This window comes from Fuerstiella sp. (genome assembly GCA_022447225.1).
In the GTDB taxonomy this organism is placed as follows: domain Bacteria; phylum Planctomycetota; class Planctomycetia; order Planctomycetales; family Planctomycetaceae; genus S139-18.
Genome location: JAKVAZ010000011.1, coordinates 81,026 through 94,599, shown reverse-complemented (window position 1 = coordinate 94,599; position 13,574 = coordinate 81,026). Strand labels below are relative to the sequence as shown.

At 52.1% G+C, this 13,574-nt stretch carries 11 protein-coding genes; 10 read left to right on the top strand and 1 reads right to left on the bottom strand.

The window, feature by feature from the left end; genetic code table 11:
* Positions 1-6 precede the first annotated feature (6 nt).
* Positions 7-927 carry an inositol monophosphatase gene (locus tag MK110_13565; GenBank protein MCH2212327.1) on the top strand — a complete coding sequence of 307 codons (921 nt, stop codon included), beginning with the start codon at positions 7-9 and terminating at the stop codon, positions 925-927.
* A gap of 28 nt (positions 928-955) precedes the next feature.
* Here MK110_13565 and MK110_13560 read toward each other — a convergent pair whose 3' ends face one another.
* The gene (locus MK110_13560) at positions 956-1,702 is read right to left on the bottom strand and encodes a class I SAM-dependent methyltransferase (GenBank protein MCH2212326.1); all 747 of its coding nucleotides are present in this window, start codon (positions 1,700-1,702) and stop codon (positions 956-958) included.
* 535 nt (positions 1,703-2,237) lie between these two features.
* On the opposite strand from MK110_13560, the gene MK110_13555 reads away from it, so the two are divergent.
* The 9 genes from MK110_13555 to MK110_13515 all read left to right on the top strand — a co-directional run bounded on the left by MK110_13555 (position 2,238) and on the right by MK110_13515 (position 12,985).
* On the top strand, positions 2,238-2,672 hold the full coding sequence (locus MK110_13555) for a hypothetical protein (GenBank protein MCH2212325.1): 435 nt from the start codon (positions 2,238-2,240) through the stop codon (positions 2,670-2,672).
* Positions 2,669-3,151 (top strand): ribose 5-phosphate isomerase B, encoded by a 483-nt coding sequence (rpiB, locus tag MK110_13550; protein MCH2212324.1) that lies wholly within the window; start codon positions 2,669-2,671, stop codon positions 3,149-3,151. The genes MK110_13555 and rpiB overlap by 4 nt, the downstream gene beginning before the upstream one ends.
* A gap of 5 nt (positions 3,152-3,156) precedes the next feature.
* Positions 3,157-3,987 carry a hypothetical protein gene (locus MK110_13545; protein ID MCH2212323.1) on the top strand — a complete coding sequence of 277 codons (831 nt, stop codon included), beginning with the start codon at positions 3,157-3,159 and terminating at the stop codon, positions 3,985-3,987.
* Positions 3,988-4,670: 683 nt separating this feature from the next.
* Complete coding sequence (locus MK110_13540) at positions 4,671-5,618, top strand: FHA domain-containing protein (GenBank protein MCH2212322.1); 948 nt, start codon at positions 4,671-4,673, stop codon at positions 5,616-5,618.
* 387 nt (positions 5,619-6,005) lie between these two features.
* On the top strand, positions 6,006-6,209 hold the full coding sequence (locus MK110_13535; GenBank protein ID MCH2212321.1) for a hypothetical protein: 204 nt from the start codon (positions 6,006-6,008) through the stop codon (positions 6,207-6,209).
* Between the two features lie 406 nt (positions 6,210-6,615).
* Positions 6,616-8,193, top strand: a complete 1,578-nt coding sequence (gene nusA / locus MK110_13530; GenBank protein ID MCH2212320.1) for a transcription termination factor NusA — start codon at positions 6,616-6,618, stop codon at positions 8,191-8,193.
* Positions 8,194-8,399: 206 nt separating this feature from the next.
* A complete protein-coding gene (gene infB / locus MK110_13525) occupies positions 8,400-11,270 on the top strand; it encodes a translation initiation factor IF-2 (GenBank protein ID MCH2212319.1) in 2,871 nt (956 codons plus the stop codon).
* A gap of 162 nt (positions 11,271-11,432) precedes the next feature.
* Complete coding sequence (gene rbfA / locus MK110_13520) at positions 11,433-11,885, top strand: 30S ribosome-binding factor RbfA (GenBank protein ID MCH2212318.1); 453 nt, start codon at positions 11,433-11,435, stop codon at positions 11,883-11,885.
* A 47-nt stretch (positions 11,886-11,932) separates the two neighbouring features.
* Entirely contained in the window at positions 11,933-12,985 is a 1,053-nt protein-coding gene (locus MK110_13515) for a hypothetical protein (GenBank protein ID MCH2212317.1), read from the top strand.
* The last annotated feature ends 589 nt before the right edge of the window (positions 12,986-13,574 follow it).

Here is a 13,574-nt window from a genome sequence, read left to right as displayed (position 1 = left end):
TCCACCATGTCCTCACGCGATCGAATAATTACTGAACTCTCAGTGGTACTACCGCCCGTTCTTCGCTGGAGCGGCGCGGTGGCCCGGAGGCTGAGAGAGTTCGATATTGCACTCGACGGCAAATCCAGCGGCAGTTCCAACACAGATGCTTTGACGCTGGCTGATCTGTCGGTTCAGGAACTGATTGTTGCTGCCCTGCGGGATGCCGATCCGATTCTGCGGAAATGCAGAATTGAAGGTGAAGAATCCACAGGTGATATGACGCTGTTTTCCGAGGAGGCGGAACTGTCGATCTCCATTGACCCGATCGATGGAACGAAACAGTTTCGAGACAGAACCGGAGACGGGTATTCAGTGATTGTACATCTTCACGACGCAGAGACCCCCTGCTATTCACTGGTGTATACACCGGAAATGGGTCCGACAGGAACCTGGACCGAAGTCACCGATACCAGAATCGCTTGCGGCCCGGATGATGTCAGCCTGCCTGCCCGTACTGTGCTCAACGGGCTGCCAAACCTAACTAAAAACCGCAGTCGCCCCGGTCGCGGAATTTATCTCATTGGTTTTCAGGACGAAGATGCAGATCGGGCGAGGGAAGTGGATGCACTGGGACTGCAGGGTCGAACATCGGACGAAATGCCGGGCAGTATCTACCCGTTCATGGCAACCGGTGAATATGGCGGCTCACTGATTCACACACCAAACATCTATGATTTTCCGGTCTCGATGCATATCGCTCGTGTCCTGGGGGGTGATGCCGTCCGGGCCGATAACCGCGCCCCCCTGCATTACGAGGATCTTTGGATGGATGAACGCGCCAATATGCTGCGTTTTTCAGGAATCATTGCGTGCAGTGAAGACCCCGGAATTATTGACCAGTTGTGCAACCTGGCCCGCAACTGGGATTTGACACGTTACAAATGAACGAGAATCCGCAACTGCCCCTCTCGCTTCAGCACTGGGGCACCGAATCGGGCAAAGGCTGCTTCACGAGTTCGACCAGGATTCCGCCCAGTCGCAGCATCTCATGTAATCGGGTGAACCACAGCTCCTGTTCCCATGTGAGTCCAACTTTTCCGCAGACCACCCTGAGTTCATTGCGTGAAAAAGTGCGACATTTCCAGGTATGACTCGTAATCAGACCGGAAAAAGAGTCCTCCGTCGCAAGCAGCAGAATCGTGCCGTGCGGCTTGAGAACTCGTGAGAACTCTGCCAGTCCAGGCTGAGGATCAGGCAGGTGCTCAAGGACATAGCCACAGGTAATGCAGTCGAATGATTCATCACGAAACGGCATCTGCATCATGTCAGCTGCCACGAAACTTGGGCGATCGGATTTGAGCCGTTCTCTGGCCCGGCGCAACATCTCCGTCGACAAATCAAATCCTACGATCCTCGTGGCATCCGACGTTGTTCGCAAAAGATGCCGGATAATCTGACCAGCTCCCGATCCGACATCCAAAATCGTTTCGAAACGTGAAGCATCAAAGCGTCCGGACCTGAACAACTGGCCCATCAGCGGTTCATGCAGTGACAACAGGCTACTGTAACGAAGAACTGCGCCTTGCGGCCCGTCGTACAGACGGCGCACGGAGCTCTGATAGCGATTCAGCGACTGTCGCTGAATTCCACGAAACTCCGCAAACCTGCGAACCTGTTGTTTCGCAGACTTCTGCAACGTTGTCACCAGTTTTTTTACCACTGTGGCTCATCCCGATACTGCAACGTTCTCTCGACACGTTCGAACAATGCCTTTTCGCCGGCACACGCAAATCATTCCCCGTTTGATTACACAAAACAACGAATTCTGATCGTGCCGGTCGCTGATTAGCCGCTCAATATGACTTCAACGCGTCTTCAATCACGCTGATTGTCCCGGAAAATCAACCATTATCCATAAACCGTGTACAGGATACATGTTACAGGTTCCACGTCTTATCTCTTACGTCCAACAGCAAGTTGGATTCCAATGATCATAGCACGCAACCGCTTGAGATTTCGCTGAACTCCCGGCATGATGTAACAATTCACGTCATCAGGATTCTTCCCGATCGGGAAGGACCACGAGGTTTCATTCCGAAACCTTCTCAACTGAGTTTCGTAATATCCAGGGTGTTCGACGATGCTCCTTCCGATGGGAGGGGCAGGAAGAATGACCGCGCCTCATTCCGAAATCAGGAAAGGAATGCTCTTTGAGGGTGCTGTTTGTATGTACAGGAAACACATGCCGAAGCCCAATGGCGGAAGCTATTTTTCGCAGGATGTTGAGTGAACGCCTTGGCTGTACGGAAGACGAACTCAGATACAACGGACACGACATTTTGTCGGCCGGAATTGCAGCAGCAGAAAATTCTCCTGCCACTCAGCAGGCAGTTGAATTGATGCGGGAACGAGGGATCGACCTGTCGGATCACCTAAGTCGACAGGTGACTTCTGAAATACTCTCCGAGTGCGATCATGTCTACGCGATGACACAATCACATTTATCTGTTCTTCAGGAAGCACGCCCCGACCTGACTGGACGGATCCAGCTATTGGCTCAAAACAGACAGAGCATTCCGGACCCTATCGGGGGTGGAACTGAAGTATATCGGGAATGTGCGGACCAGCTCACAGAAGCCATCCGACGGATTGCTGACGACCTCACCAGGAAATACGACACAACATCATGAGAATCGCCATTGCCAGCGACCACCGCGGATTCCAAATGAAGAGCCGTCTGCTGCAGACCGTCGAAAATCTGGGATTTGAAGTGGACGACCTCGGCCCCGAATCCGGGGAAAGTGTGGACTACCCGGACTATGCTGCACGCGTGGCGTCTTCTGTCGCAGCAGATGAGCACGCCCGAGGCATCCTGATCTGCGGTACCGGAATCGGTATGTGTATTACGGCCAATAAATTTTTCGGTGTGCGGGCTGCTCCCTGCCATGACACAGTCACGGCTGAATACAGTCGGCTGCATAATGACGCAAACATACTTTGCCTGTCAGCAAACCAGCTTAGTGACCAGTTAGCTGAACAAATGATCCAAATCTGGCTGTCCACTGATTTCGAAGAAGGGCGCCACGCAAGAAGAATTGAAAAGATCGCAGACATTGAACGTGATGCCAGCACCTCCCTGACTTCGGAAGCACCCGGCTGCGGTGGATAAGTCAAATGCGCAACATCTCCGCCTGTCGTGTCATCATTGATCCGGTGCCTCTGGCCGGTTCGGTTAACATGGCGATTGACGGAGCTCTCCTACAGGCCGCTGATGAACAGCCGACAGTACCCGTCGTACGAGTTTACCGATGGTCAGAACCCACTGTTTCACTCGGCTACTTTCAGAACTTCGAAAGTTCATTTACTGATCAGAAATTGACCGAATGTCCTCGCGTCCGACGCATCACGGGTGGTGGAGCCATACTGCATCATCATGAGTTAACATATTCATGCGTTATTCCCCGAACACACCCCCTGCGGCACCAGCCATTGCGGCTGTACGAAGTCGTTCACGGAACGATCGCCAACCTGCTTGAGTCATGTGGCGTAAGCGTCGGATTTCGGAAAGAACACCCACAGCACGGGGACAATCCCGAATCGAACAACCACCGCAAAAACGAACATTTTTTTTGTTTTCTGCGGTGCGATCCCCGGGATTTGGTCGCAGTTGGTGACCACATTGAGGGACATCCAAAAGTTGCAGGAAGTGCTCAGCGCAGGCGAAGAGGCACGATCCTCCAGCACGGATCCGTTTTGTTGAATTCGTCATATCTGCTGACCACTGCAAAAGGCATTTGCAACCTGTTTCCCAAGTTCGACTTACCCGGTTTTACAGCTGCTTTACCTGACAGACTGGCGAATTCGATCGCAGGTGAACACATTACTTCACAATACACAGATCACGAGCGCCATTTGACGCTTGCCAATCTGGAGTCACTGACTCGAGGAACAATCAATCAGGTTCTGCCAACACCCGATGAATCGCAACAGGTGACCACAATCTGAATACCCGTAATAATTACGCGTTCAGTCATTTGTTAAAGACGACTTTTGAGGTGGCAAATGATCCCGTGAGGCAAGTTTTACTTACCCCTGATTTTCACCATATCCACGCTCCTTCCACACACTCTGCACAAGGCATCAGAGGATGCTGAATCTGTGAATCTGCACACCAGTGAGCTGGTTTGAACGTGATCGCTGCCCGTGTAGCCCGTCATCGGCTTCACAATTGTTGCAACAAGCACGACAACGACTATGTCCACCAGTGAATGCGAAACTCCACAAGCTCTGTAAATTTGTGAGTAGCCATATTATTTCTGAATCCACACAGTTGTCGTCGACTGTTGTGTACAATTCCACCAGAAACAAACTAACCTAACTCACTCACAGCACTCATTTTAACACAAGAAACATCAGTGGTAATGAGGCCCTTTTCGCGCGTTAACCGCCACTTTTCCCAAAAAGAACCGTTAAAAATGGAGTAGACAGAAAAAATCTTCTGCTCCCAGTGTTTATCTGACTGGTATGGGTTGTCATACTTCGGCTCCTGTCAATATCTCTGTCCGCGTTCTGCGGACTCGCTTACGCCTGATACTTCCTCACTAAATAATCTCTGTGAGATTTTTTCTGTCGGTTTGCACCGAACAGAAACCACGTTTCATGTTGCGGTTCGGGAGCGACCAATAAATATGATCGAAAGCGAACTTCAAGTCGTTGGTGGTAAACATTCGGGTCAGGTCATTCCACTAAATCGTCGAAAGTTTTTAATTGGGCGAGAGAGTGATTGTCAGCTTCGTCCAAACAGCGATCTTGTAAGTCGGCATCACTGCGTCTTCGCTATTGACGAATATTCTGTTCGTCTGCGTGATCTTGGAAGCACCAATGGCACAACAGTCAATGGCGAACGAGTTGTCAAAGAGACAACTCTCATCGCGGGAGACAGAATCGTCGTTGGCAATCTGGAATTTGAATTTAGGACGTTGAGTCCTGCCTCCGCAAGTGGTGAAGAAACTGTTGTTTCGAATACTGAAACTGTAATGGAAGTCTCCTCTCCTGCGGAAAGCCCGGAGTCGGCCCCGACAACTGAACAAAATCAGCCTGTTGCCGAGTCTCCGGCGAGTGCCACACAGGAGTTAGAAACTCCGATCGATCAGCCGCAGCACATCGGTGACGGTAGTACTGTCATCGCTCAACAGGGAATGATCCCCGGCCAGGCACCCTATCAGCCCATGCCGCAGCAGGTTGGCTACCCGGGACAGATGTACGGTGGCTACCCATACCAACCGCAGCAGCCGATGCCCGTGTACCCAATGGGTTATCCACCACCACCGCAAACCATGATGCCCGGATTCCAGCAACAGCCACCGTCCCTCGTTCCCGGACAGCAACAGCCACCGTCCCTCGTTCCCGGACAGCAACTGCCACCGTCCCTCGTTCCCGAACAGCAACCGCCACCTGCGGATGAACCACTAGCTGATGTTACCCTGCCGGACCCGTCGCAGACAGGTGCCGTGAGTGAACCTCCTAAAACCAAACCGTCGACACAAACGGAGCAAAGCGGATCGACGGGTGAAGGTGATTCAACCAACGCAGCCGCTGATATCATCCGTCAGCATACTCAACGACGCCCAGGCTAAGAAACTTGTGAGTGCCGGAAGCCATCCCTCACATCGGCAGTCTCAGCCTGAAAATGTTCAAACGCATGAAAGTGGTGCGTTCTGCTGACCGGGGTTGAATCATCAGACCTAACGAACTTGGCACCCAACTATTACAGGAATTTTCAGCCTGAGTGGCGTTGTGACTTAACCACAGACATCCAATTTCCGGGTGGATCTTCAGAACCCATGAAGCCTGGGCAAATCCGCAATCGAACGTTGGACACAGGCATCCCGAAATCTGGCGAGAGCATCGGTAAGAATAAAATGTAAGTGAAAGCTTTGGACTGGAAGAGTTGCGAATCGAGCCCGGCGCGTCCGGGCGCCGGACCTGAACTCAACGAGAAAAAATCCCGGAGGGACCAATCTATGGCTGAACAGTCGGAACAACAGCATCGCTACAAGGAATTCGTGGACCTTCTGCCGCTCACTCTGTCTTTGGCTGGCCTGCCCGGCAGTGAACCAGGACGATACTTTACGGCAGAGCAGATTGAATCTCGTGTGTTTACCGTCAAACACGCCTACAAGTCCGCTCGACAACTCACACGTGACTGTGTTCAGAAACAGTCCTAAGTCACGAGCCATCTCGGAATGTCATCCGGCCACAATTTCAGCCAGCGGCGTTCCAATTCCCGGTTTCGACAGGCGGATTCGGACTGTTGACAGATTGAATTCTGGTAAGTATCGTTGTGCTGTTCGATCCTGTGACCTGAGGTCAGCCTTTGGTCGCTCCGGACTCAGTTTTCTCAACGGCAGGTGGTGTTAATCACCATCCGGGACCGAGGAAGTGAAGATGGACATGTGAATTATCCCATCACTTGGCGTGTTGCTCTTCCGAAGAAATTTTCGATTTTTCGGGGCATGGCGCACGTAAAGGCCGGTTGGGCCGGGTCATTGCAGAATGGCCAGCGGCACTACTAAAAGTGGGACAATGTCCCACTTTTTTTGTTATAGCGTCTTTGCTGAGCGGCTCTTGAGCATGAACGGACCCGAAATTCTGCGGATCGTCGATGCGATTCATCGCGACAAATCTATCGATCCGGAAATCGTTTTCGAAGGAATTGAGCAGGCGATCCTCTCAGCGGCGCGAAAACATTTTTCTGAAGAAGAAGAACTCGTCGTTCAGGTGGATCGCATCACTGGCGAACCGTCTCTGACTTGTGATGGCGCTCAACTGGAATCCGACCTGCTGGGAGACCTGCTCGGTCGTATCTCCGCCCAGACAGCCAAGCAGGTAATGATCCAGAAAATTCGCGAAGCCGAGCGCGACGCCCACTATGAAGAATTTCTGGATCTGAAGAGCCAGATTGTTTCAGGCAGTGTCACGCGGGTAGACCGCGGTACAGTCATCGTCAATCTGGGTCGTGTGGAAGCCATCCTGCCCCGAAGTGAGCAAATCCAGAAAGAAACCTATCGAGTTGGTGATCGTGTGCGGGCTACCGTTCTGGATGTTCGAAAGTCCGGTTCACGGGTACGCGTGATCCTGTCTCGTACTCATGCCGATTTCGTACGTCGACTCTTCGAAGTAGAAATCCCGGAAATCAACGACCACGTTATTGAGGTTCGCTCGATTGCTCGTGAGGCCGGACATCGGTCCAAAGTCGCTGTTTCGTCATCTGATACATCAGTTGACTGTGTTGGAGCATGTGTCGGCGTTCGAGGTGCGAGAATTCGTGGCATCGTTGAAGAACTCAACGGAGAACGAATTGATATCGTTCGCTGGAATGACTCACTTCAAATACTGGTGCCCAATGCACTACAGCCCGCAGAAGTGGAAGATGTAATTCTTTGTCCAATGCTCGGCAAAGTTCTGGTTCTGGTACGGGACGATCAATTATCACTGGCAATCGGTCGTCGCGGTCAGAATGTCCGACTGGCGTCGAAACTGGTTGGCTGGGACATCAACGTCATGACTCAGGAGTCACTGGACGAGCAGCTGGATATTTCCATCGAAGCATTCAGCGTAGTTCCGGAAATGGCACCCGAACTCGTTGAAAACCTCGTGTCTCAGGGTTTCTTCACTTTCGACGATTTGTCTGTCATCGAACCCGACCAGCTCGCTGAACTGGGAGGACTCACACAGGAACAATGCGATACGATTGTTGATTTTGCAGACGTTGAAAGTGAGCGAATCGAGAAAGAGGAAAGACTGGCAGAGGAGGAGCGAAAACGGAATCCTCCGCCGCCCCCCACTGAGGCCGCTGCTTCCACTGAGACTGCTGCTTCCACTGAGACTGCTGCTTCCACTGAGACTGCTGCTTCCACTGAGACTGCTGCTTCCACTGAGGCCGCTGCAGTGCAAGCAGGGACAAAGCCTACAACGCAAAATGACCTATTGACAGAAAACACCAGTGAATCAACGGCTGCGGCAGAAGCCGATACTGATTCCGAAGAGCACGATGAAAACGATCTCGTTGCAACGTCCGAAAATTCAGATGTCGGCAGCGAACCAACCAAATCGGCGATGGTGGACACCGCCGAGACGACGAACGTCGATTCGGACGAATTGACCAACAGACAAACCGAAGCAGCAGGCGATTCGGAAGAAGTCAGCTAGACGCCGTGGAATTGTCGCCGGGACTCCCGCGGTAATTCCGGAAAAAAGCCGTGTCCACGCCAGACCGGCACCCAAAATCTTCTTGTTTACCATACTGTAAAGTCAGATAAATCAGCTACTGATCCTTTGGTCAGTCTGACATACACATTTACCGCACATACTCGTTTGCTGGAAACAGCGACCAAATCGGGAAAAGGGTAGTTGTTTTGAAGATTCGTCTCTTTGCTCTGGCAAGAGAACTAGGCCTTGACAGCAAAGTTCTGATCGAACTTTGCGATGAAGCCGGTGTGAAGCTTCGTAATGCGCTTGCAACAATTACACCGGAAGAAAAAGATCAGATTGTGGCGTTCATCAGGAACCGCAATTCCGGTCCTCGGCCTTCCAAATCGGTCGAAGCACTCGCTCCAGTTCGCGAAGAAGCCACAGCAGCAGCCAAGGTCCGTGAAATACGGGCAATGGCACCTCGTTCAATACAGGATGAAGTGCCAAACCATGAGACAACACAAAGTGAAATAGCCAGCGAGGCAGAAGCTTCCGACTCCGATGAGATAGATGCTGCTCAGAACGAAGAGCCAAAAGCTCCGGAAGAAGTAACCACGAGCGATACATCATCGGTATCCGAAGAAACAATTGACGACACACCTGCCGCCGCTGAAGACGACACTCCTGCTGCCGCTGAAGACGACACTCCTGCTGCCGCTGAAAACGACACTCCTGCTGCCGCTGAAAACGACACTCCTGCTGCCGCTGAAGACGACACACCTGCCGCCGCTGAAGACGACACTCCTGCTGCCGCTGAAGACGACACACCTGCTGCTGCCGGGTCAGCACCGCAGGTCCGGCGTCCCACCATGCACCGTATGCGGGACATGAAACCCATCGGTTCTGTAAAGGATCGCAAAGCATCCGATCCTTCGCAGGAAACACCAGACGATTCCGAAGATCCACCTGCGAATCCCCAACCAGGTAATGGCAAAGGACGACCCATCGTCGCCCGACCGATGGTTGCTGCACCCCCATCTTATACACCGCCACCCGTTTCACGCCCAAAAGAACGGGAGGAAAAAGTCCAGAAGCCGGACATGGCGTTGAAAGATATCGTTGACCGGCACAGTCCACTTGCCGATCAACTCCAGCAACTTAAGGACGCACGGGCAGAACACGACGGTGGACCTGCACCCAGCCGAGGTCGTGGATCCAGAAAAGGTTCATTACTCAAGGATTTCAACGACCAGCGCAAACTAGCTCGCCAATCCAAACGAATGAAACGGCGCCGGAATCGCCCGGTGGCAGAACTCAAGACGTCGGCTCGAATCGAGCTTCCGATCACAATTCGTACGTTATCCGAAGCGATCGGTCGCCCGGCGGGTTCGATCGTAGCAATCCTGTTTAAAGAAGGACGGATGGCCACGATCAACGACGAACTGACGGAAGATGAAGCGATGGAACTCGCCATAGAACTTGGCGTGGATCTGGAAATCAAACGGGGCCGTGACATCGAAGCCGAATTATTGAAGTCCATGGACCATGAGGACAGCGAAGAAACACTGCAGTCGCGACCGCCGGTAATCACAATTCTGGGACATGTGGATCACGGAAAAACCACCCTCATCGATCGTCTGCGACGATCAAACGTCGCCAGCGGTGAGGCCGGTGGAATTACTCAGCATATTGCTGCCTATCAGGTCGACTATGAGGGACACCCGATCACGTTTGTCGATACGCCTGGCCATGCGGCGTTTGGTGAAATGCGATCCCGGGGAGCCAACGTCACAGATATTATCGTCCTGGTGGTCGCTGCAGATGACGGTGTGATGCCTCAGACGGAAGAATGTATTAGTCACGCCCGTAACGCCGGAGTCCCGATCGTCGTTGCTTTGAACAAAATGGACCTGCCAGGTGTCGACGACCAAAAGGCCCTCCAGCAACTCGCTCAGCATGAATTGTTGCCGGCAGAATGGGGTGGAGAATACGAAGTGGTCCGGACGTCCGGTGAAACAGGACTTGGAATCGATAGTCTGCTGGAAACACTGTTGCTGACGGCAGAACTTCACGAATACAGAACTGATCCCCGTCGTGAGGCTATCGGAGTCTGTCTGGAATCATTTCGTGATGAAGGCCGGGGAGTCCTGGCGTGGTTGATCGTGCAAAAAGGAACGCTTCGCGTCGGTGACAACGTGCTGTGTGGCAACAGTTACGGTCGTATTCGGGCGATGTATGATGATCAGGACCGCCCGGTAGACGAAGCCGGACCATCTACGCCGGTTCGAGTCGCAGGTCTGGACAGCGTTCCCGGAGCCGGCGTGCACTTCTTCGTTATGAAGGACATCGAAGAGGCTCGCACTGTCGCAGAAACACGGGAACACGAAGGACGCTCGCGGTCGCTCTCCGGACGTGGACAGGCAAAGACCATTGAAGACATCCTTGCCCAGGTGCGCGAGGGTGAAGGCATTCAGGAGCTGCCACTAATCCTTAAAGGGGACACACCCGGTTCACTCGAAGCACTGCGAAGCGAACTTGACAAGTTCGAGCACCCGGAAGTGAAAATCAATATCATTCATAACGCAGTGGGTGGCGTTAATGAGAGTGACGTCTCGCTTGCGACCGCAGCCAGCGCTGTCATCATTGCCTTCCATGTGATCGCAGAAGACCGCGCCCAAGCAATGGCCGATCAGGAAGGGATTGAGATTCGCCGCTATGACATCATTTACGAAGTCACCGAACATATCCGTCAGGCTCTGGAAGGATTATTACGACCGGAACGTGTCGAAGTCACGACGGGACGGGCAATTGTACTGCGAACATTCCAGATCAGCCGGTTTGGTACTATTGCAGGTTGCCGGGTTATGAATGGCACGATTTCACGAGACAACAGAATCCATGTCATTCGCGACCAGAAAGTCCTGAATGACTACCGCATTGGTTCACTCAAGCGGGAAAAGGATGATGCCAAAGAAGTGCGCGACGGTATGGAATGCGGGATCCGACTGGAGGGATTCAATGATATTAAGGAAGGCGATCTGCTGGAGGCTTTCCGCGTCGACGAAATCCAAAGAACTCTGAGCGACAGCAAGTAGGCGTTGACTGACCCAGACTGCCACCAGCACTGAATATGGATTTGCGTCCCGTCTGTCCGAAAGTGACATCGTTTCTCAGGAGATCTTTGGTTCTGCTGCATTTGACATTTGTGCCTGCCGTCCCGTTTTCCCTTTTATGTCCGTCACTTAGTCGATTCCGCCATGTCCACCCGTCGAACTGCTCGAGTCGCTTCCGTCATTCGCGAAATCGTCAGTACTGCAATTCTTCAGGAGTTACGAGATCCGCGTATTCAAAATGTGACTGTGCTCGGCGTCGAAGTCTCCGCAGACGTACGTTATGCAAAAATCGCAGTCTCGGTCAGGGGATCCGAGCAGGAAACGTCGCTGTCGCTGCATGGTTTGAATTCCGCCCGGGGATACCTGCAGTCCAAAGTCGCAGGCAGCATCAAGACCCGATATACTCCCGAATTAAGTTTTGAAATTGACCGGGGAATTCAGACATCTTTTGAAGCCACCCGGATTCTGAAGCAGGTCCTGCCCGATTCGTGTGCAGAAGGGGCATTGGATGCAAAACCTGATGCCCAGAATGACCAGGAATCCCCTGGGGACCCTGTTGTCGAAAACGAAGCGTCACCAAACGACGACTATGCATAAATCAAACAGCATTGCCAGGAATGAATCCGGCCTGACAGGAAGCAACAATGCCATCTCCCACCGCGACGAAAGCCAGTGAAAAACAACAGGCCTGTAAAAAGCTGACATCGTTGCTGCATAAGGACTACGGCAGGAACGTTCCCAAGTTCAGTCTGCCCGTCCTGGAAACCATGTTATTTGCAGCGTGCCTGGAGGACAATCCCTGGGAACCGGCAGAACAGGGCTATGATCGACTGAACAGACTTTACTACGACCTGAATGAAGTTCGTGTGAGTTCGGTCGCGGAAATCGAACAGACACTCTGCGTGATGCGGTCAGGTGACTGGGCCGGACTCCGCATTCGTTCGATTCTGCGCTTCGTTTTTGAATCGACTTACACATACGACTATGAAAAGCTCAAACGGCTCACACAGGACTCTGCACAGAAAAGACTCAAAAAAATCGACAACATGTCGGCCTTCATCAGAAACTTCACCGTCCAGCATTCACTTGGCGGCTATCTGGTCTGCCTGGACACGTTGTCCACCCGTGCAGCCATTCACCTTGGAATCGTCCCCCCTAAATCAACAGAGGAGCAGGCCGGAGATTTTTTGAAGCCCGGACTCAAGAAAGCTGATACGCACGGATTTACCTGTGCATTGCGTTGTCTGGCTACAGATCCTCGATTTATTGAGCGGCTAAGTGAACCACCGGACGAAGACGAAGAATTCAATGTGAATCTGGTGGAAGAACGATACAGCAGCCTCAAGAAACCGAAAAAAAGAAAGAAGAAGAAGCCAACTACAGTCACAAAAAAGGCTGCAGCAAAAACAAAGAAACGAGCAGGAAAAAAATCTGCAGAAAGCAAAACGACGAAAAAATCCCGTTCTGCCAAAACTTCTCCGTCAGAAAAGGCCACGTCCAGGACCGCCGGGGGAAAGAAAAAGACCGCAAAGAAAACATCTTCTGTGAAGAAAAAGGCGTCCCGAAAAAAGGCTGCCTCTACTTCTACCGGGAAAAAAACAACCGCAAAGAAAACCACATCGAGAACAGCAGCCGCGAAAAAAAAGCCGGCAAAAAACAAAGCGACAGCCCGAAAGAAGGTCGCAAAGAAAAAATGAGTTGCGACCCTGTGGAAATCATACTGGCAGGTGCAGTGCCCCTGATCCGGATCGATCCTCCACAATGCCGGCACGCAAAGGCACTGCAAAAGATGAAACGAAGGAACCGGGTTCAAAACGGTTTTTTGAAAACCGAGCCCTGAGTCACAACACTAAGTGGTCTGTGTGACCTCAAGTAAAGACGACAGTCCCGTCGCTGCCTGTCCACCAGACACTTGTGATATTCCCGACAATGACTGATCGCTCTGGGTACAGAATCTATGACTTCTGAATCCGGAGCAACGGTATCAAGGGTTCTGATGACGGAAAACACGGTATTCCGCACTGTGCAAGTGTGTCCGGACCGACCAGGTAGTCAACTCAATTGAGTTATTCGACAACCTGGACGGCACAGCAAAACACCAATCCATCACCAGGCAAACTCCTGCATTGATTGAATTGAATGCACTTTTCAATATTTGAGCAATCCAGGACAATTCAAATTAGGGAAGTTCGTCCAGTGAATGGCCAAAGCTCGCGAACTTGCCGCTTGCGGCAATCTGAGTTGCCGGAGATCATGATGTATAAAAGGTGTTACCGTCACATTCCT

What these genes read in the sequence shown, in the direction of transcription:
- MK110_13565 (MCH2212327.1), top strand. Translation starts at nt 7, where the DNA reads ATGTCCTCACGCGATCGAATAATTACTGAACTCTCAGTGGTACTACCG.
- MK110_13515 (MCH2212317.1), top strand. Translation starts at nt 11,933, where the DNA reads ATGCCATCTCCCACCGCGACGAAAGCCAGTGAAAAACAACAGGCCTGT.
- MK110_13540 (MCH2212322.1), top strand. Translation starts at nt 4,671, where the DNA reads ATGATCGAAAGCGAACTTCAAGTCGTTGGTGGTAAACATTCGGGTCAG.
- rbfA (MCH2212318.1), top strand. Translation starts at nt 11,433, where the DNA reads ATGTCCACCCGTCGAACTGCTCGAGTCGCTTCCGTCATTCGCGAAATC.
- MK110_13535 (MCH2212321.1), top strand. Translation starts at nt 6,006, where the DNA reads ATGGCTGAACAGTCGGAACAACAGCATCGCTACAAGGAATTCGTGGAC.
- rpiB (MCH2212324.1), top strand. Translation starts at nt 2,669, where the DNA reads ATGAGAATCGCCATTGCCAGCGACCACCGCGGATTCCAAATGAAGAGC.
- nusA (MCH2212320.1), top strand. Translation starts at nt 6,616, where the DNA reads ATGAACGGACCCGAAATTCTGCGGATCGTCGATGCGATTCATCGCGAC.
- MK110_13545 (MCH2212323.1), top strand. Translation starts at nt 3,157, where the DNA reads ATGCGCAACATCTCCGCCTGTCGTGTCATCATTGATCCGGTGCCTCTG.
- MK110_13555 (MCH2212325.1), top strand. Translation starts at nt 2,238, where the DNA reads ATGGCGGAAGCTATTTTTCGCAGGATGTTGAGTGAACGCCTTGGCTGT.